General features: G+C 62.5%; 18 protein-coding genes and 1 pseudogene. 4 read left to right on the plus strand and 15 right to left on the minus strand.

What is annotated here, in order from left to right:
* Positions 1-13: 13 nt before the first annotated feature.
* From BW992_RS17705 to BW992_RS17750, 10 genes and pseudogenes are all read right to left on the minus strand, one after another.
* On the minus strand, positions 14-1,753 hold the full coding sequence (locus BW992_RS17705; RefSeq protein WP_076406835.1) for an ABC transporter permease: 1,740 nt from the start codon (positions 1,751-1,753) through the stop codon (positions 14-16).
* A 437-nt stretch (positions 1,754-2,190) separates the two neighbouring features.
* Positions 2,191-3,264: a protein-glutamate methylesterase/protein-glutamine glutaminase gene (locus tag BW992_RS17710; RefSeq protein ID WP_072399093.1), complete on the minus strand. Its 1,074-nt coding sequence runs from the start codon at positions 3,262-3,264 to the stop codon at positions 2,191-2,193.
* 2 nt (positions 3,265-3,266) lie between these two features.
* Entirely contained in the window at positions 3,267-3,764 is a 498-nt protein-coding gene (gene cheD, locus BW992_RS17715) for a chemoreceptor glutamine deamidase CheD (protein WP_072399091.1), read from the minus strand.
* Complete coding sequence (locus BW992_RS17720) at positions 3,761-4,597, minus strand: CheR family methyltransferase (RefSeq protein ID WP_072399089.1); 837 nt, start codon at positions 4,595-4,597, stop codon at positions 3,761-3,763. The genes cheD and BW992_RS17720 overlap by 4 nt, the downstream gene beginning before the upstream one ends.
* Positions 4,594-5,127, minus strand: coding sequence for a chemotaxis protein CheW (locus tag BW992_RS17725; RefSeq protein ID WP_076406836.1), 534 nt, complete (start codon positions 5,125-5,127; stop codon positions 4,594-4,596). The genes BW992_RS17720 and BW992_RS17725 overlap by 4 nt, the downstream gene beginning before the upstream one ends.
* Positions 5,128-5,164: 37 nt before the next feature.
* Entirely contained in the window at positions 5,165-6,823 is a 1,659-nt protein-coding gene (locus BW992_RS17730) for a methyl-accepting chemotaxis protein (protein WP_072399086.1), read from the minus strand.
* Positions 6,824-6,856: 33 nt separating this feature from the next.
* Positions 6,857-8,971: a chemotaxis protein CheA gene (locus BW992_RS17735; RefSeq protein ID WP_072430723.1), complete on the minus strand. Its 2,115-nt coding sequence runs from the start codon at positions 8,969-8,971 to the stop codon at positions 6,857-6,859.
* Positions 8,972-9,056: 85 nt separating this feature from the next.
* Positions 9,057-9,341, minus strand: a complete 285-nt coding sequence (locus BW992_RS17740; protein WP_072399084.1) for an STAS domain-containing protein — start codon at positions 9,339-9,341, stop codon at positions 9,057-9,059.
* Positions 9,342-9,356: 15 nt separating this feature from the next.
* Entirely contained in the window at positions 9,357-9,725 is a 369-nt protein-coding gene (locus BW992_RS17745) for a response regulator (RefSeq protein WP_072399083.1), read from the minus strand.
* An 11-nt stretch (positions 9,726-9,736) separates the two neighbouring features.
* A pseudogene (locus BW992_RS17750) lies at positions 9,737-10,687 on the minus strand (methyl-accepting chemotaxis protein); the annotation flags it as partial.
* Positions 10,688-11,324: 637 nt separating this feature from the next.
* Between BW992_RS17750 and BW992_RS17755 the strand changes: the two are divergent.
* Positions 11,325-12,671 (plus strand): MATE family efflux transporter, encoded by a 1,347-nt coding sequence (locus tag BW992_RS17755; RefSeq protein ID WP_072399078.1) that lies wholly within the window; start codon positions 11,325-11,327, stop codon positions 12,669-12,671.
* Between the two features lie 90 nt (positions 12,672-12,761).
* Positions 12,762-13,430, plus strand: coding sequence for an HAD-IA family hydrolase (locus tag BW992_RS17760; RefSeq protein ID WP_072399076.1), 669 nt, complete (start codon positions 12,762-12,764; stop codon positions 13,428-13,430).
* A 129-nt stretch (positions 13,431-13,559) separates the two neighbouring features.
* Here BW992_RS17760 and ppnN read toward each other — a convergent pair whose 3' ends face one another.
* The gene (ppnN, locus tag BW992_RS17765; RefSeq protein WP_076406837.1) at positions 13,560-14,933 is read right to left on the minus strand and encodes a nucleotide 5'-monophosphate nucleosidase PpnN; all 1,374 of its coding nucleotides are present in this window, start codon (positions 14,931-14,933) and stop codon (positions 13,560-13,562) included.
* Between the two features lie 217 nt (positions 14,934-15,150).
* On the opposite strand from ppnN, the gene BW992_RS17770 reads away from it, so the two are divergent.
* Positions 15,151-15,684, plus strand: a complete 534-nt coding sequence (locus BW992_RS17770; protein WP_076406838.1) for a DUF3087 family protein — start codon at positions 15,151-15,153, stop codon at positions 15,682-15,684.
* Here the strand turns inward: BW992_RS17770 and arsH are convergent.
* Complete coding sequence (gene arsH, locus BW992_RS17775) at positions 15,669-16,364, minus strand: arsenical resistance protein ArsH (RefSeq protein ID WP_072399070.1); 696 nt, start codon at positions 16,362-16,364, stop codon at positions 15,669-15,671. The two genes, BW992_RS17770 and arsH, sit on opposite strands and share 16 nt — an antisense overlap.
* A 257-nt stretch (positions 16,365-16,621) precedes the next feature.
* Here arsH and BW992_RS17780 point away from each other — a divergent pair, with 257 nt between their 5' ends.
* Positions 16,622-17,368 carry an OBAP family protein gene (locus BW992_RS17780; RefSeq protein WP_072399068.1) on the plus strand — a complete coding sequence of 249 codons (747 nt, stop codon included), beginning with the start codon at positions 16,622-16,624 and terminating at the stop codon, positions 17,366-17,368.
* A 184-nt stretch (positions 17,369-17,552) separates the two neighbouring features.
* Here BW992_RS17780 and BW992_RS17785 read toward each other — a convergent pair whose 3' ends face one another.
* The 3 genes from BW992_RS17785 to BW992_RS17795 all read right to left on the minus strand — a co-directional run bounded on the left by BW992_RS17785 (position 17,553) and on the right by BW992_RS17795 (position 18,788).
* Positions 17,553-17,780 carry a hypothetical protein gene (locus BW992_RS17785; RefSeq protein WP_076406839.1) on the minus strand — a complete coding sequence of 76 codons (228 nt, stop codon included), beginning with the start codon at positions 17,778-17,780 and terminating at the stop codon, positions 17,553-17,555.
* 60 nt (positions 17,781-17,840) lie between these two features.
* Complete coding sequence (locus BW992_RS17790) at positions 17,841-18,020, minus strand: general stress protein (RefSeq protein WP_003182983.1); 180 nt, start codon at positions 18,018-18,020, stop codon at positions 17,841-17,843.
* A gap of 204 nt (positions 18,021-18,224) precedes the next feature.
* Positions 18,225-18,788 (minus strand): ATP-dependent Clp protease proteolytic subunit, encoded by a 564-nt coding sequence (locus tag BW992_RS17795; protein WP_072399064.1) that lies wholly within the window; start codon positions 18,786-18,788, stop codon positions 18,225-18,227.
* Positions 18,789-18,860: the final 72 nt, after the last annotated feature.

Consider the following 18,860-nt stretch of genomic DNA (forward strand, 5'->3'; position numbering starts at 1 on the left):
TGGCTCACCTCCCTCAATCAATTCGAAGCCGACGCTCGGCGAACCCGTACAACGGGCGCCACAGCAGGCGGTTGAAACCCACGACGAAAACCGACATGACCGTCACTCCCAGGGCCACCCGTGGCAGGTCCCCTGCGGTCGTGGCCTGGGCAATGAAAGCGCCCAGCCCGCGGGCGTAGAGATGCTCGTCGCCCCAGGACACGGCCTCGGCGACGATGCTGGCGTTCCAGGAACCGCCGGCGGCAGTGAGGGCGCCAGTGACGTAATACGGAAAGATCCCGGGCAGTGCGACCACGCGCCACCACTGCCAGACGCCCACCCGGAAGTTGCGCGCCGCTTCGCGCAGATCGTTGGGCAGCGCGCTGGCACCTGCGATCACGTTGAACAGGATGTACCACTGGGTGCCCAGCACCATCAGCGGCGACAGCCAGATATCCGGGTCGAGCTTCAGGGTGAAGATGGCGATCACGGCAAAGGGAAACAGCACGTTGGCCGGAAAGGCCGCCAGCAACTGCGCGACGGGCTGCAGGCGTTCGGCCCAGCGCGGGTGCAGGCCGATCCAGACGCCGATGGGCACCCAGACCAGGCTGGCGAGGACGATGAGCACCGCGACCCGCAGCAGGGTGACCAGCCCCAGGCCGAAGGCCTCGATGACATCTTCCTGGCCCAAGGTGCTGGCGATGAAACCTGCCAATTGCAGCAGGCCGGCCAGACAGGCCAGGGCCACCAGGGCGATCCAGGCCCGGTCGGCGACACGATTGAAACCCTCGCTGGCCTTGAAGCGAAACGGGGGGAGCCTGGGCAGCCTGGGCAGGTACAACGCGGCCTTGATGCTGCCCAGCGCGGTCAACGTCAACGGCACCAGGCGGGTCGAGCGCAACAGGTCGTAGATTCTCGACCGGGGGCGTTTCTGGGCGGCGGTCTGTTCGAAGCGGAACTTGTCCGCCCAGGCCACCACGGGCCGGAAGAACAGCAGGTCGTACAGCATGATCACGGCGACCATGGCCAGCACTGCCCACACGGTCGCAGCGACGTTCTTCTGTTCGATGGCCAGTGCCAGCCAGGAACCGATGCCCGGCAGGCTCACGGTCGTATCGCCGACGGTTATCGCCTCGCATGCCACCACGAAGAACCAGCCGCCGGACATCGACATCATCATGTTCCACACCAGGCCCGGCGTGGCGAATGGCAACTCCAGCCGGATGAAACGTTGCCAGGGCGAAAAGCCGAATTGCCGGCTCACTTCGTAGAGGTCGTGGGGCATGGTCCTGAGCGATTGATAGACGCTGAAGGTCATGTTCCAGACCTGGCTGGTGAAGATGGCGAAGATGGCCGCGCATTCCACGCCGGACTGTTTGCCGGGAAAGACGCCCATGAAGAAGACCACGGTGAAGGTGAGAAAACCCAGTACCGGCACGGATTGCAGGATGTCCAGGGCAGGCAGTATCACCAGGGCCGCCTTGCGACTTTTCGCGGCCAGGCTGGCGATCACCAGCGAAAAGACAAAAGACGCCAGCAGCGCGATGAACATGCGCAAGGTGGTGCGCAGTGTGTATCCCGGCAGATGGGCCAGGTCCAGCGACAGCGGCGACGCATCGAGAGCCCCCAGGGGCTGGTCCATTTGTTCGAGGCCATAGGCGATGAACACGGCCAGCGCTATCAACAGGCCCAGCAGGGCGAGATCGGCCCACCAGCAAACCTGTTGGTTGTACTTGAAAGCAAGCCATGCGGGGGTTGGGATTGAAGGGCGCATAGACCACCTCTCTGATGAGCAAGCTGGAGGACCTGGAGGGACTGCGCTGAACGCCCGGCAAGATTAATCGGAGCCCCCGGGCGGGGCCAGAATGACTAGGGACGGGAAAATATACGTTGGTATATCGCTGATCCGCATTTTTCGCCGGCAGGTGCGTCTGTAATGAGCTCGTACCCCTGGCCAAACTACACAGCGGGTCAATGGCGACAGAAACCTGAAATCACCCCCCCGTTGGGAGCGAGCCTGCTTTCGATGGCACACTGGCCGACAGTACAGCGTTGCCTGACACACCATCGCGAGCAGGCTCGCTCCCACAAGGGGCGGGTGGCCTGTTTGAACGCAGCATTCTCGTTCAGGAACAACTCATGACAAAGATGGCGATTTTTCTCGGTGGTTTTCTCGCGCTGACGCTTCTGATCGGCGCTCTTGCGACGATTTCACCGGTGTAGGATCACCTGGGCGATTTCCTGCAAGCCCATGACCCGTTGCGCCGCGTTGAGCTTGATGGCTTCCTTGGGCATGCCGAAGACCACGCAGCTGGCTTCGTCCTGGGCCACGGTGGCGCTGCCGGCGTCGAGCATTTCCTTGAGGCCGCGGGCGCCGTCGTCGCCCATGCCGGTCATGATGATGCCGGTGGCGTTGCGGCCGGCGAACTTGGCCACCGAGCGGAACAGCACATCCACCGAAGGACGGTGGCGGTTGACCAGCGGGCCGTCCACCACCTGCACGTGATAGAACGCCCCGCTGCGGGTCACCATCATGTGCTTGCCGCCGGGGGCGATCAGGGCCAGGCCGGGGTGGATGCGGTCGTTGTTGCGGGCTTCGCGCACTTCGATCTGGCACAGGCTGTTGAGCCGGGCGGCGAACGAGGCGGTGAATTTTTCCGGCATGTGCTGGACGATGACGATACCGGGGCATACCCGCGGCAAGGCGGTCAGCACCGCTTCCAGGGCCTGGGTGCCGCCAGTGGAAGTACCCAGGGCGACGATGCGTTCGGTGGTCTGCGCCATGGCATGGCCGTTGGCGGCGGGCAGCATGGCGTCGGCGCTGAGCTTGGCGGCCGGCACCAACGGGGCCGGGGCAGGGCGCCGGCCCAGGTTGCGCACATTGACCTGGGCGGCGGCCCGGATCGCCGTCACCAGTTCCGACGCCGACTCCAGCAGGAAGTTCTTCAGGCCACTGGTGGGCTTGGTGATGATTTCCACCGCGCCGGCCGCCATGGCCTGTGCGGTGGTTTCCGCGCCCGTTGGCGTCAGGGACGAGCAGATCACCACCGGCGTGGGGCGCTCGCTCATGATTTTCTTGAGGAAGGTGATGCCATCCATGCGTGGCATTTCCACGTCCAGCACGATCACGTCGGGCCACTCGCGGGCCAGTTTGTCCATGGCGAAAATCGGATCGGACGCAGCGCCCATCACATGGATATCCGGTGTCTCGCTGAGAATCGCCAGCATCACCTGGCGCACCACGGCGGAGTCGTCCACCAGCAGAACATTGATCTTTTTTGACATGGTTAATGCCGGGTCCTTATCGGTTGGTGTCTGACCCACACATCGCCGCTGCAAAGGTCGAAAATGATGCTGCGGTAGCCGGTGCTGCCCATGTCCTGGGCGATCAGGTCCAGGCGATAAAGAGAGGCTATTTCCAGCGCCGCGTTGACGTTCTGCCGCGCCACATCGCCGAACGGCACATGGCGTTGCAACTCGGGAAACATCTCGCCGCCGCCGAACAGCTTGAGCTGGTAATCCTCGGGCTCGGTGCGGTGGGCCCGGGCCTGGCGCACGAACAGTTCGATGGCTTCGTCGGCGTACATGCCGTTGAGGGCGGTGGAGCAGCGTACGCGGCTGGGCAGCATGAAGTGGCACATGCCGCCGATCCTGCGCTCGGGATGCCACAGCGTGACCGCCACACAGGAACCCAGGATCGTGCGCAGGCGGGTCGGGCAGGTGGCGAAACGGAATTCCCCCGGCCCCAGGTACACTTCGGCCACTTGCTTGGTTGCGGCGTTCATGGCTTGCGATAGATCGAGGGAGCCACCAGCTTCAACGCATCGCAGACGCCATTGAGGCTTTCCGAATGGCTCACGATGAAATACCCGCCGGGCTTGAGCCGGGGGATCAATCGGGCGACCACTTTGCTTTTGGTGGGCTGGTCGAAATAGATCATCACGTTGCGCAGGAAGATCACATCGAACTCCCCCAGCTCCGGCAAGGTGTCGTTGAGGTTGACCTGGATGAAGTTGACCCGGCTGCGCAGCGACCGGTCGATCAGGAACGTGCCCTGTTGGCTGCCGGTGCCCTTGAGGCAGTATTTCACCAGCAAGGGCTGGGGCAGGGTGCGGGCCCGTTCCATCGGGTAGTGCCCGGAGCGCGCCTTGGCCAGGACCTGGCTGCTGATGTCCGAACCGATCACCTCCCACGGCGTGGTGCCCAGCCCCTCGGCCAGGGTCATGGCCAGGCTGTAGGGTTCTTCCCCCGACGAACTGGCCGCGCTCCACAGGCGAAAGGTCTTCCCTGGCGTTGCATGGGGCAATACATGCTGGCGCAGGAAATCGAAATGCTTGGGCTCGCGGAAGAAATAGGTTTCATTGGTGGTGAGCAGGTCCAGCGCCACCTGCAGTTCATCGCGGCGCTGGCCGTTCATGATCAGCTTGAAGTAATCGCCATAGCTGTCCAGCTCATAGTGCTTGAGACGCTTGAACAAGCGCCCGGCCACCAGGGCTTTCTTGGCCGGCGACAGGTTGATGCCGGCGGCCTGGTACAGCCAGGATTGGAACTGGCCGAATTCCCGGTCGCTGAGCGCCAGCCCGTTCGCCGTGCGTTCCGTGCAGGTCTGAGTGTTCACTGTCCTTCGGACTCCAATGTGGGGCCAGCCTGGGCGATCTGGGACATCTCGTCGATAGACAGCACCCGGTCCACTTCCAGCACGATGACGAACTTGCCGTCGACCTTGGCCATGCCGCTGATGAAATCGGCGCGGATCTTCGCGCCGAAACTCGGCGGCGGTTCGATCTGCGAGGCCGGGATTTCCAGCACCGCCGACACGGTGTCCACCAGCAGGCCGATGTCCTGGGCCTGGCCGTCGGCACTGTTGGCCTCGATGATCACCACGCAGGAACGCCGGGTAATCGACGAGTTCTGCCGGCCGAAACGGGCCGACAGATCCACCACCGGCACCACCGCGCCGCGCAGGTTGATCACCCCGCGTACGAACGACGGCATCATCGGCACCACGGTCAGGTTGCCGTACTCGATGATTTCCTTGATGCACAGGATGCCGATGGCGAACATCTCCGTGCCCAACATGAATGTCAGGTATTGCGCTTCTTCCTCGACCGCCATTGCGGTTTGACGAGTGGTCGCGATGGCGCCCATGCCTTTTTCTCCTTTAGCGAGCCAGTGATGACGGCCGTCAGAACCGAGTGAATTCGGATTCGTCCGGTGCGCTGGCCATGTTGTAGGCGAACGACTTGGGCAACACGGTCACCGTGGCCCGGGCCGGCTTGCGGCTGGACGGACTCGGGGTGTTGTCCACCTTCACCGGCAGGACGGCCGACTTGGCCGGCGTGTCCAGGGTGAAGAAACTCATGGCCTGTTGCAGTTGTTCGGCCTGGCTGCTCATTTCTTCGGCAGTGGCGGCCAGCTCTTCGCTGCTGGACGCGTTCTGCTGGGTCACCTGGTTGAGCTGGGTCATGGCGGTGTTGATCTGCGCCACGCCGGCGGCCTGTTCTTCGGAGGCGGCGCTGATTTCCTGCACCAGGTCCGATGTCTTGTTGATCGACGGCACCATCTCGTTGAGCAGGTTGCCCGCCTTCTCGGCCATGTCGACGCTGCTGGAGGACAGCTCGCCGATTTCCTGGGCGGCGATCTGGCTGCGCTCGGCCAGTTTGCGCACTTCGGCGGCGACGACGGCGAAGCCCTTGCCATGCTCGCCGGCGCGGGCGGCTTCGATGGCGGCGTTGAGGGCCAGCAGGTTGGTCTGGTAGGCGATGTCATCGATGATGCTGATGCGCTGGGCGATTTTCTTCATCGCCACTACGGTCTGCTGCACCGACTCGCCGCCGTCGGTGGCTTCCTTGGCGGCTTTGCTGGCCATGCCGTCGGTGACCTTGGCGTTCTCGGTGTTCTGGTTGATGCTGGCGCTCATCTGTTCGATGGAGGCGCTGGTTTCCTCGACGCTGGCCGCCTGTTCGCTGGTAGCCTGGCTCATGGATTGCGCGGTGGCGCTGACTTCTTCCGACGCGCTGGCCAGGTTGTCCGCTGCGTTACGTACCTCGCCGATGATGTGCGAGAGCTTGCCCACCATGTTCTGCATGGCATTGAGCACCATGCCGGTTTCGTCCTTCGAACCCCCTTCGATCTTCGCGTTCAGGTTGCCTTCGGCCAGTTGCTCGGCCACCAGCGCGGCCTGCTTCAACGGACGGGAGATCACCCGGGAAATGAACAGCGCCAGGCCCAGGCCCACCAGCAGGGCGGCGATGAGTACGGCAATGATGGACAGGCGGGATTTTTCGAACAGCGCGGTGCCATGTTCACTGGCCGCGCCGGCGCCGGCGTCGTTGAATTCAACCATTTTCTGCAGGTCGGCGGTGACCAGGTCGAAGTGACGCTTGGACTCGCCCTTGAGCAGCGCCTGGGCTTCCTGGGTCAGGTTCTGCCGGGACAGCGCGAACAGGTCTTTGCTCACCGCCAGGTAAGCGACCCAGTCTGTGCGGGTTGCATCGAGCAGTTGGCGATCCTCGGCACTGGAGAGCAGTTTTTCATAGGTCGCCAGGCGCGTTTCAAAGGCCTTCCTGGCTTCTTCCGCTTCCTGCTCCAGGGTGGTTCGCTCCTGTTCGGAGTCGGCCGCGATGTGCCGGTTTTCCTTGAGGCGATAGCTGGCCGCGAAGAAGCGCATGCCCGAGGCTGCCCGCATGGATGGCATCCAGTTCTCGCGGATCTCGATGGTGGTGCCGTTTACCTGGCCCAGCTGGATGATCGAGAACACTCCCATGATGGCAGTGAGGGCCAACACCACGAGAAATGAAGTGATCAGTTTGGTGGCGATTCTAAGATCGTAGAACCATTTCATTGGGAAGTACCTCTCCATGGAGTTGCTAAAGCGTCAGCGAGCGTTGGCTTGTGATAATTGTGTGGGGGTGTAGCGGTTTTCTATCTGGGCGATCTGGGTGAGCAATGCCGGGACGTCGACGATCAATGCCACGGCGCCGCTGCCCAGGATGGTCGAGCCGCTGATGCCGCGCAGTGCGCCGAACAGCTTGCCCAGGGGCTTGATCACGGTCTGGAATTCCCCCAGCAGGTCATCCACCACCAGCCCGGCCTTGAGGTCGGCGTAACGCACCACCACCACGTTCTGCCGGCGCGCGGCCGGGCCTTCATGGTTGAAGTGATCGCGCAGGTACACCAGCGGCAGCACTTCGCCACGCAGGTCCAGGTAGCCCTGTTCGCGGCTGGCGACACCGTCTTCTTCGCTCAACTCGATGCATTCCTGGACCATGTCCAGGGGAATGACATAGGTGGACTGGCCGATGCCCACCAGGAAGCCATTGATGATCGCCAGGGTCAGCGGCAGGCGGATACGCACCACGGTGCCATGGCCCGGCTGGCTGTCCAGGTCCACCGTACCGCGCAGCAAGGTGATGTTGCGCTTGACCACGTCCATGCCCACGCCACGTCCCGACAGGTTGGTGACGGACTGGGCCGTGGAAAAGCCGGGCTCGAAGATCAGGTTGTAGATCTCCTGGTCGGTCGGGCTCGCGCCGGGAGCGACCAGGCCGCGTTCCTGGGCTTTTTCCAGGATCCGGTCGCGATTCAGGCCGGCGCCGTCGTCGGCGATTTCCAGGACGATGCTGCCCGAATCGTGATAGGCATTGAGGTGCAGATGCCCCTTGGCCGGCTTGCCGGCGGCCAGCCGCGCTTCGGCAGTTTCGATGCCGTGGTCCATGGCGTTGCGCAGCAGGTGCATGAGCGGGTCGCCGATTTTCTCCACCACGGTCTTGTCCAGCTCGGTTTCCGCGCCGCTGATGATCAGGTCGATGTCCTTGCCCAGCTCCTGGCTGACATCACGCACCACCCGACGGAACCGGTTGAAGGTTTCACCGATGGGAATCATGCGCAGGCGCAGGGCGCCGTCGAGGATCTCCTCCACCAGCCCGGACACCGTGGACGTCGATTCCTGCAACGAATCGTTGTGGCAGGTGCGGGCCAGCAGGCTGGCCCCGGCGCTGGCGATGACCAGCTCGCCCACCAGGTTGATCAACTCGTCGAGCTTGTCGGCGTTGACGCGTACATAGGTGCCGTCCCGGGCCTTGCTGTCGCTGGCGACGGTTTGTCGCTCGGCAACCGCCTGGGTGGGCACGCGTGGCGTCTTGCGCTGGTCGGGCAGCAAATCGCCACTGGCGACCAGTCCGGTGGACTCGGCGCCCTGCGCGGGAGTGCTCGCCACCAGGTCGGTGTTCGTGGGCGCCTGGGTGTCGGGGCGCTGGTCATCGTCAAGGGCAACGATCTCGATCAGGCAGTCTTCCCGGACGAAATCGAAGACTTCATTGATCGCCCCGTGGCTGGCGGCCGAGCGGAATTCGATGTCGAACCCCAGGTAGCAGGATTCGGCGTCCCAGCTGTCGGCCGCCGGCAGGGTGTCCGTCAGGGTGTCGATGTGGACGATCTCGCCCAGGGTCTGCAAGTAGCGCAGGAACGACAGCGGGTCCATGCCATTGCGGAACACGTCCTGGCCGAAGCGCAGGGAAATGTGCCACAGCCTGGTTTCCGAGGGTTCGTCCGTTGCGGTTCGCGCTTCTGGCCGGGACGTATCGGCGGGCACGGGCGCCTGGTATTCCTGGAGGACCTGGCACAGTTCCATTTCCCGCTTCAGGGCCTGCGGCGCCAGGGTGCCGCCCTGGTTGGCCACCACGTTGATCAGTTCCAGCATGTGGTCGCTGGACTTGAGCAGCACGGCGATCAGGCCGGTATCCACCTCGACGCTGCCGTTGCGCAGGCGATCGAGCACGTCTTCGACAATGTGGGTGAAGCTGACGATCGGCTCCAGGCCGAACAGCCCGGCCGAACCCTTTATGGTATGAGCCGCGCGGAAGATGGCACCGATGGCGTCATCGTCGCCCGGGTCGTTTTCCAGTTGCAGCAGGGATTCCTCCATTGCCTGCAACTGTTCCCGTGCCTCGACGATGAACGTCTGTTGTGCCTGGTCGAGATTGATGCTCACGCTCATTTCCTTTGTCGTGTCGGGCCGGTGATGCGGGGCTCAGGCTTTGTATGAAAAATTGCCTTCGCGACTTTTCGTACAAACCCTAGGCCTGCAGGTTGCACAGCTCGAGTGTTTCGGTGACGGCTTTGCTGCGACCGGTCAGGGTCAGTTCGGTGCCGGCCTTCGGTGCTTCGCGCAGCGCCATCAGCAACAGTTGCAGGCCGGCACCGTCCATCTCGGTGATCTGCGACAGGTCCAGGGCCATGCGCGGCGTATTGCCCAGGCTGGGCAGCAACTGCGCGGCCAGCTCGGCGGCGGTGTAGATCGTCAGCTCGCCGTCGATGCGTACCTGGGTGGTGTCATCCTCGGTTTCGAACAGCAACGGCATCACAACCTCCGGCAATCAGGGAAGAATCAGCTTGGACACCGCCGCCAGCATCTGCGCCGGCTGGAACGGCTTGACCACCCAGGCCTTGGCGCCTGCCGCCTGGCCTTCCTGCTTCTTCGCTTCCTGGGATTCGGTGGTCAGCATGATGATCGGCGTGAATTTGTAGCTGGCCAGTTTCTTGACCTCCTTGACGAAGGTGATGCCATCCATGTTCGGCATGTTCACGTCGCTGATGATCAGGTGCACTTTCTGGCCGTTGAGCTTGCCCAGCGCATCCTTGCCATCGCTGGCCTCGATCACGTCGTAGCCGGCACTTTTCAACGCGATGCCGACAACCTGCCGAACGCTCGCGGAGTCGTCGACAACCAATACACTTTTAGCCATGAACGGCTCTCCTAAAAGAAGGTTATTTCCTGTGAAGTCTGCTGCGCGCCGGCGTCGCCGTGGTGATTTCGGCGCTGCTCGTCGGTGGCGTAGGTGGTTTCCATGCGGGCCAGCCATTGGCGGGCATCGATGGGGACAGCCTGGTCGGGCGACTGGGTGGCCTGCTGGATGTGCACATGCAGGTCCTCGATGTTGTCGCGCACGTGGCTGAGGATCTGGCTGACCCGATCCTGGAATTGCAGGCTGACCAGCACTTCGGTGAGCTCGTCGCGGATACCGAAGCTTTCCTGCTGCAGCAGGTCGGCCGATTCGGCGAGTCGTCCGGTCACGCTCTTGAAGCGTTCGAGCACGCGCTGGATGCTGTCCTCGGAAATGGACACCGACTGGCTGTCCTGGTCCGCACCGCTGGACGCGGCCTGGACCAACTGGGTGATGGCGGTATTGATGATGTCGACTTTGGCCGACATTTGCTGGCCGGTCTCGCTGGACTTGCTCGACAGGCTGCGCACGGCATCGGCCACCACCGCGAATCCGCGACCGGCTTCCCCGGCACGGGCGGCTTCGATGGCGGCGTTGAGTGCCAGCAGGTTGGTCTGAGCGGCGATCGCGGCAACATCGGCGGCCATGGTCCGCAGTTCGCCGGTGTAGGCAGTGAGGTTGCGCACCTGGGCCAGGGTTTCGTCGCGGCTGGCCTGGGTAGCCTTCAAGGAGTTGATGACCTGGACCAGTTCGCCTTCGCTCTGGGCCAGTACCTGGACGGCGCCGCCACTGCCGTTGCCGGCCAGCTCACCGGCCGCCAGTTGCGAGGCGTGCACGGTTTCTTCCAGGCGTGACGAGATGCCGGTGAAGCGGCTGGTCAGCGAAACGATCGCGGTTTCGGTCTGCTGCCGGGAGCTTTCCACTTGCCTGGCCCAGATAGGCATGGCACCGAGGATGACTTCGTTGAGCTGCGCGCTGGACGCATGGGCATCGTGTTGGGCCGCCTGCAGTTCGCGTCGGGACGCGTCGGCAGCGATGACGGGGGCGAGCTGACGACCCAGGGCTCGCGCGCTCCACACCCCGGCACCGATACCGAGGACCAGGAGGACCGCGCTCAAGCCAATATTCTGTGCGCCCGCACCGTTGATCAGCAGCACGCCGGCGACTGCGGCGATGGCCACGAGCACGGGGCTCCAGAGGATACGAGGCTGGGTTGGAACAGAGGAATGACCGTGTGGGTACGACGTCATGGTTCGGTCCTTGAACAATATTGCTTGCAGGATGTTGGCGACTAACTGGTTATCTGCGAACTCGGATCCAACTTGAAGACCGGTCGTCCGGTTCCGCAGTCGGCAGCCTGCCAAAGGTGTGGCACTGTGCTACTTCAGATTAGACCCAGTCTGCGAAATGTCGAATCGGACTGACGAAGGTGACCACCGAGGTGAGCGAAACCGCTGGCAAGGGGATTCATCCCCGTTGGGGGCAAAGCTGCCCTCAAGTGCGTCAGGCAGTTTGCAGGGGGGCGCTTCGCGACCCAGCGGGGATGAATCCCCTCGCCACGGTCAGGGATTGAGCTAAATTACCGGCACGGAATTTTTGAACCTGCCATTACGAGCCCCCATGCCTGCCCAGCCACTCTGGAAAACCTACCTGCTGTTCCTGACCCCGATGGTCCTCTCCAATTTCCTGCAATCGATGTCCGGTACGTTCAACAGCATCTACATCGGCCAGATGCTCGGGACCCAGGCATTGGCGGCGGTGTCGGGCATGTTCCCCGTGCTGTTTTTCTTCATCGCGCTGGTGATCGGCCTGGGGGCGGGCGCCGGGGTGTTGATCGGGCAGGCCTATGGCGCCCAGGAAACCGGCAAGGTGAAGGCGATCGCCGGCGCGACGTTGCTGCTGGGGGCGATCATCGGGCTGGTGGCGGCGGTGCTTGGCAGCGTCTTCGCCCGCGATGCCTTGCACGGCCTGGGGACACCGGCGGATGTGCTGGACGATGCCGTGTCCTATGCCCGGGTCATGATGTGGATCCTGCCGATACTGCTGGTGTTCGTGCTGTTCACCCAGCTGTTGCGCGGGGTGAGCGATACGCTGTCGCCCCTGTTGGCCCTGCTGGTATCCACGGGTGTCGGCCTGGTGCTGACACCTGCGCTGATCCGCGGGTGGCTGGGGCTGCCGCAGATGGGAATCCAGAGCGCGGCCATGGCGGGCCTGGTGGGCACGACGGCGGCCATGGCAATGCTGGCCTGGCGCCTGACCCGTCGGCAGAACGTCCTGGCACCCGACCGGGCCCTGTTCGCGGCGATGCGCCTGGACAGGGCCATCCTCGCCAAGGTGTTGCGCATCGGCTTGCCCACCGGGTTACAGATGGTGGTGATCTCGTTGTCCGAGCTGGTGATCCTGGCGCTGGTCAATCGCCACGGGTCCGAGGCCACGGCGGCTTATGGCGCGGTGACGCAGATCGTCAATTACGTGCAGTTTCCGGCATTGTCGATTGCCATCACGGCTTCGATCCTCGGTGCCCAGGCCATTGGCGCCGGACGCCTGGAGCGCCTGGGGCCGATCCTGCGCACGGGTCTGATCATCAACCTCTGGCTGACCGGGGGACTGGTGCTGCTTGGCTACCTGCTGTCTCACTGGCTGCTGGGGCTGTTCATCACCGACCCGACGGCGCGGGTCCAGGCCGAACACCTGTTGCATATCATGCTTTGGAGCCTGCTGGTGTTCGGCTTCCAGGCGATCGTCGGCGGCATCATGCGCGCCGGCGGCACGGTGCTGCTGCCGGTGACGATTTCCATCTTCTGCATCGTGGGTGTGCAGGTGCCGGCGGCTTATCTGCTGGACGCATACTTCGGCCTGCAAGGGGTGTGGATGGCGTTTCCCGTGGCTTACCTGAGCATGCTGTTGTTGCAGACGCTGTATTACAAGCTGGTCTGGCTGCATCAGCCGATTGAGCGGTTGGTGTAATCAACCCGCCACCGGATCCCACAAGGGTTCGGTGCCTGGCGATGTTACAGTGGCCGTTACCCGTACCCGACACTCGACACCGAGGATTCGATGCCTGCCAGTCTTCCCTCCCGCGTTGCCTACCGCGCCTTCCTGTTCGACATGGATGGCACACTGCTCAATTCCATCGCCGCCGCCGAGCGGATCTGGACGCGCTGGGCCATGCGCCATGGCGTGGACGTGACCACGTTCCTGCCCACCATCCATGGCGTGCGCGCGGTCGATACCATTGCCCGCCAGCATTTACCGGGCGTGGATGCCGAGGCCGAGGCCGAGCAGATTACCCGGGAAGAAATCGACGATGTGGAAGGGGTGGTGCAAGTGCCCGGCGCGACGGCGTTCCTTCAGAGCCTGCCGCCAGATCGGTGGGCCATCGTCACCTCGGCGCCCATGGCCCTGGCCTTGCGCCGAATGGCGGCGGCTGGCATCCCGCGTCCTGACGTGATGGTCACCGCCGAGGACGTGAGCGATGGCAAGCCCAACCCTGCCTGCTATCGCCTGGCGGCCGAACGCCTGCAGGTGACGCCTCGGGAGTGCCTGGTGTTCGAAGACGCCGAAGCCGGTATCCGGGCAGGCGACGCCGCCGGGGCTGATGTGATGGTGGTGACGGCAACGCACACGCACCCCGTGGTCACCCTTCATCCGCAGATCAAGGATTACCTCGGGCTAGGCATTGAGGTGGATGAGGCCGGCCTGATGCGACTGCCTTCGATTCTGTGACCGCAGCAGCACTTCTGTGGGAGCGAGCTTGCTCGCGATGGCGGTGGTTCAGCCTGCATCGATGCCGAATGTACCGACGCCTTCGCGAGCCGGCTCGCTCCCACATTGGATCTGTGGTCCTCAGAGAACTCAGGTCACCACGCGGTAGCAGGGCACGTATTGCGCTCCGCCTGGCAGCTTCATCCGATGCTGGGCGACGAATGCCTTGAGCAGGCGGTCGAGGGGTTCCATGATGGCGGCGTCGCCGTGGATTTCGTAGGGCCCGTGTTCTTCGATCAGGCGAATGCCCTTGTCCTTGACGTTGCCGGCCACGATTCCCGAAAACGCGCGGCGTAGGTTGGCGGCCAGTTCATGCGCAGGCAGGTCGCGGCGCAGGCCCAGGCTGGCCATGTTGGCGTGGGTCGGATCGAAGGGGCGCTGGAAGCCTTCGTCGATCTTCAGCAGCCAGTTGAAATGAAAGGCGTCGTTGCGCTCGCGACGGAACTGCTTCACGGCCTTGAGGCCCTGGGTCATCTGCCGGGCCACTTCGGCCGGGTCGTCGATGATGATCTGGTAGTGTTTCTGCGCCGCTTCGCCCAGGGTCGCGCCGACGAATGCATGCAGTTGGTCCAGGTAGGGCGCGGCGCTTTTCGGTCCGGTGAGGACTACCGGGAAGGGCAGGTCCTGGTTGGCCGGATGCATCAGGATGCCCAGCAGGTACAGGAACTCTTCCGCGGTACCGGCGCCGCCCGGGAAGATGATGATGCCGTGGCCCACACGTACGAAGGCTTCCAGGCGTTTCTCGATGTCCGGCAGGATCACCAGCTCATTGACGATCGGGTTCGGCGCCTCGGCGGCGATGATGCCCGGCTCCGTCAGGCCCAGGTAGCGGCCGCCGTGGATGCGCTGCTTGGCATGGGCGATGGTGGCGCCCTTCATCGGACCCTTCATCACACCCGGGCCGCAGCCGGTGCAGATGTCCAGGCTGCGCAGGCCCAGCTCGTGGCCGACCTTCTTGGTGTATTTGTATTCCTCGGTGTTGATCGAGTGACCGCCCCAGCACACGACGATTTTCGGCTCGACGCCGGGACGCAGGGTGCGCGCGTTGCGCAGCAGGTGGAACACGTAGTCGCTGATGCCCTGGGAGGTGCTCAGGTCGATGCGCTGGCTGTCCAGTTCGTTCTCGGTGTAGACGATGTCGCGCAGGGCGCTGAACAGCATTTCCCGGGTGCTGGCGATCATTTCGCCGTCGACGAAGGCGTCGGCCGGGGCGTTCAGCAGTTCCAGGCGCACGCCCCGGTCCTGCTGGTGAATGCGGATCTCGAAGTCCTTGTAGGCTTCCAGGATGGTCTTGGCGTTATCGACATGGGCGCCGGTATTGAGGATGGCCAGGGCGCACTGGCGGAAGAGGGTATAGATACTGCCGGAACCGGCTTCGCTCAGTTGCTGGACTTCGCGCTGGGACAAGGTCTCCAGGCTGCCCTTGGGGCTTACCGAGGCATTGATTACATGTCTTTGAGTCATTCAGCTTTCCTTGAAAACGATGCCATGCACACAACGACGGCATCTTGTAAAAAACGTCCACGCAAGAAGATCGCACGATCCTTGCGCTATCGCCATGGACTTCGATCCGGATCCTTCGGGTCCGTTGCACTGCAAAATGAGCCCCAGCATAGCTAAATCGACCGGGCAGGCGATAATGCGGGACTCTTTTGATGCCGTACAAGGAAATTGCGCCGCGATGTTCGAGATCAAACCGTGGGATGCGGGGCTTTACCGAAAGCAGACCCGCCGCAGCACCCTCATCGTCGCCGTGACGTTCCTGGCGCTGGCGATGTTGCTGTCCAGCCTGGCCGTGATGCTGTTAGGTACCCCCGGGGGGGATAATTTTCGCTTCAATCTCGCAGGGGTGATTGCCGCCGTGCTGGCGATGGCGGCGCTGATGCGCCTGTATTTCTGGTCGCAGCCGTGGATGGCCGCCGCGGTGTATGGCTGGCAGCTCAAGCGCAGCCTGATGAGCGTCACCAACGTGATGCACCAGGTGACGGCCGGTGTGCAGGCCCGGGACCCGGCGGCCATGAAACTGCTGCGGTTCTATCACCTGGGGCTGACCCAGATGCATCGGCTGGACGCCAACTCCAGCGCCCAGGACTCACTGACCCGGGAGGCCGACGAGCATCTGGCGCAGATGCAGGCGCTGGGCCTGGACACCGAACAGTCACGCCTGGACCCGGCCTGGATCGAGGCGGTGAAACGCAGCTACAGCGAGCGCTGATTGACCCGCTGCGACAGCGCCTGTGCCGACTCCTTGCGTTCGGAGTAACGGTCCACCAGGTCCGGGCGATCACGCAGCAGCACGGTGAATCTCACCAGTTCCTCCATCACGTCCACCACCCGGTCATACAGGGCCGAGGGCTTCATGCGGTCCTGTTCGTCGAACTCCAGGAATGCCTTGGGCACCGATGACTGGTTGGGGATGGTGAACATGCGCATCCAGCGTCCCAGCACTCGTAGCTGGTTGACCGTATTGAACGACTGCGAGCCACCGGACACTTGCATTACCGCCAGCGTCTTGCCCTGGGTCGGACGCACGGCGCCCATGGCCAGGGGCACCCAGTCGATCTGCGCCTTGAACACCGCCGACATCGAACCATGCCGCTCCGGGGAGCACCACACCTGGCCTTCGGACCAGGTCATCAGCTCCAGCAGTTCCTGAACCTTGGGATGGCTGGTGGGAGCGTCATCGGGCAACGGCAGCCCCGAGGGATTGAAAATGCGTGTTTCGGCGCCGAAATGCTCCAGCAGGCGTGCCGCTTCCTGCACCAGCAGACGGCTGAACGAGCGGGGACGGGTGGAGCCGTAGAGCAGGAGGATACGAGGCTTGTGAGGGCCATCGCTGGCGCCGGGGATAGGACGGGACAGCGCGGTATCGAGGTTGGGCAGGTGGTCGGTCATGGGAACTCCGGATCAGAAAGGTACCGATGCGAGCCTTCTCGGGCATAGTGAAGAACCCTCATCTGGCGGTCCCGATAGGCTAGAGGGCAGGTCGTGTCGAGTATATATGGATAATCGAATATATGAAGTTTCATATCTTTGGTCCCGTGTAGGACGGCCATGCCAGATGCCACCATTCGTCGGTTGCACAATCAGGAAAATCAAACCCGCGGCACCCAGCGTCTTTCTCATGAACAGTCATGCAAAGGAGAGACGACATGTCAGGACGAATGACGCACGGAACCTGGGCTGTGCTGTGGGCTGCGGCTGTGGGGCTTGTTGGTTGTGCCGGTGGCAACAGCCATTCGCCGGTGGATGTGCCAGGTGCCGCGAAGACACCGACCACCGCGATACTGGAGGCGGGGGCGGACATGCTGCAGGACAAACCTCCACTGCAGGCCCTGAACACCTACCTCGATGGCTTTCATTTCTATAACGGGCGGATGTCCGAGCAGATGGAGGCCCATCACTACTGCTCGGCGTTGAACGAAGAGGTGTTCCAGTGCGCCATCTTCGACGGCAATACGGTCGATGCCAAGCTGATGGGGGTGGAGTACATCATCAGCAAGCGTTTGTTCGAGGGCCTGCCGGCCAGTGAAAAACAGCTGTGGCATAGCCATGTGCACGAGGTGAAATCCGGGCAACTGGTGGCCCCGGGTATTGCTCAGGCAGCGGAGAACCGCCTGATGCAGAACCTGGTGAGTACCTACGGCAAGACCTGGCATACCTGGCATGGCAAGGACCTGCCTTACGGCGTGCCGCAATTGATGATGGGTTTCACCGCGGACGGCCAGATCGATCCGCAGCTCGTGCGCGAGCGTGACAGCCGAATGGGCCTGGACAGCGAGGCGAAAAAGCGCGCCCGGGCGGGCATCGTCGCTCCGGCGATAGACCCCGGCGCGGATGCCTGGCGCAATGGAAAGGTTTGGCAGATCGAGGGTCCCACGGGGGAACATGCCCATTAGATTCCGTAGGGGAAGTGTCGGATGGTCCCTCGGTGACTTTCGTTCAAAATCTGAGCAGTAGGTTCTGCCTGAATATATTCCAGGCAGAACCTGCTACTTATGAATAGAAGGGACAGTGCCCAGAACGCACCAGCGACGAAAGTAATAAAGTTATATCGGAATTGTTAAGAAAACCGGAAGTTGCTCAGGGTTGTTTGAAATGTCCGGGCACGCCATGTTCTTCTTCGGTCGGCCTGGTTCTTTTCTGAACTTGGATATCACTGAGTTCGGCGCTTTTGAGTTCGCTGAAAGAAATCCGCAGCAGCGCTTCGGCTTCGTCGACGCTCAGGGTTTCGGAATCGCCCTCCAGCACCCGGCTGTCGGGTTGGCCGTTGGCGATGAAGCTGACGATGAATCGTTCGTGGTTGCCCATGCTGACCTCGGTAGTCAAGCGCCAGGGCGCAGCAGGACTGCGCCCCAACGGTTTTCCGGGTTACGATTTCCTGCCGCCGCCATGGCTGCGTTCGCCACCTTTCCTACCGGCTTCAGAGGCTTTTTCCCGGTCGTTGGCAAAGTTGCCGCCCGAAGCATGTCCGCCTTTCTTGCCGGCTTCGGATGCTTTCTCACGGTCGTTTGCGAAGTTACCTGGGTTTTTGTTTCCGCTATTAGCCATTTCGAGATTCCTCATTTCGGTTAAGCGAGTAACTGCCTCGCATAATTGGGAAAGGAAAGCGCCGTAGGAAGTTTAAAAAAAACGTTTCGCTGGCGACGAACGGTTATTAAAGTTATACAGCCGTTGCGCTTGGAAGTTGTACAGGATTGATTGTTTTTATATACGTGGCGATAAACATTGGAGATATCAATGTCCTGCGGCGGTTCAGTCATCGCCGCCACTGACTTTCCAATGCTTGGCCTCCACGGGGAATATCACCTGCTCGACCCGGTGCGCAATGCCGAAGGCCAGGGAGTTCTCTGCCGGAATGACTCGCTCCTCGGCGCACAGGCATTTGAAGATATCCAGTTGGGTGGCGGCGCCGGCGGTTTCCTTGACGTAGATTTCCACGTACCGCGCCACGTCGTTATCCAGGCTGGACAGGTATTCGCGCAGGCGCGAATGGTCCACCGATTTCTGACCGAAATACCAGTTCATGGGGTGGATCAGAAAGCGTGAGTGAGGCGTCGTGGTGCGGTCGCTGGCGGCCAGGTACATGACGATGCCCATCGATTCGATATTGCCGGCATTCACGGCGCGCACCGGCACGGGCAGGGACTTGATAAAGGTGTAGAGGGTAAAGCCGAAGTTGGTGCTGCCGCCGACGGTAGACAGGTTGAGCATCAGCGAGTCGGCGCCTTTTTCGATGGCTTCAAGGCAATTGTCCCGGAAGCGTTCCGTGGTTCCCTGATCGATCTGGCAATGAAAATGGACAATGTGTTCGGACATCTCAAACTCCTGTCGACTTCATTCGTTGAAGTGTCGGCGGATCGTGGCGCCGTACAATTGGGAGTCCGCTGG

The sequence above is a fragment of the Pseudomonas sp. 7SR1 genome (assembly GCF_900156465.1).
Taxonomy (GTDB): Bacteria; Pseudomonadota; Gammaproteobacteria; order Pseudomonadales; family Pseudomonadaceae; genus Aquipseudomonas.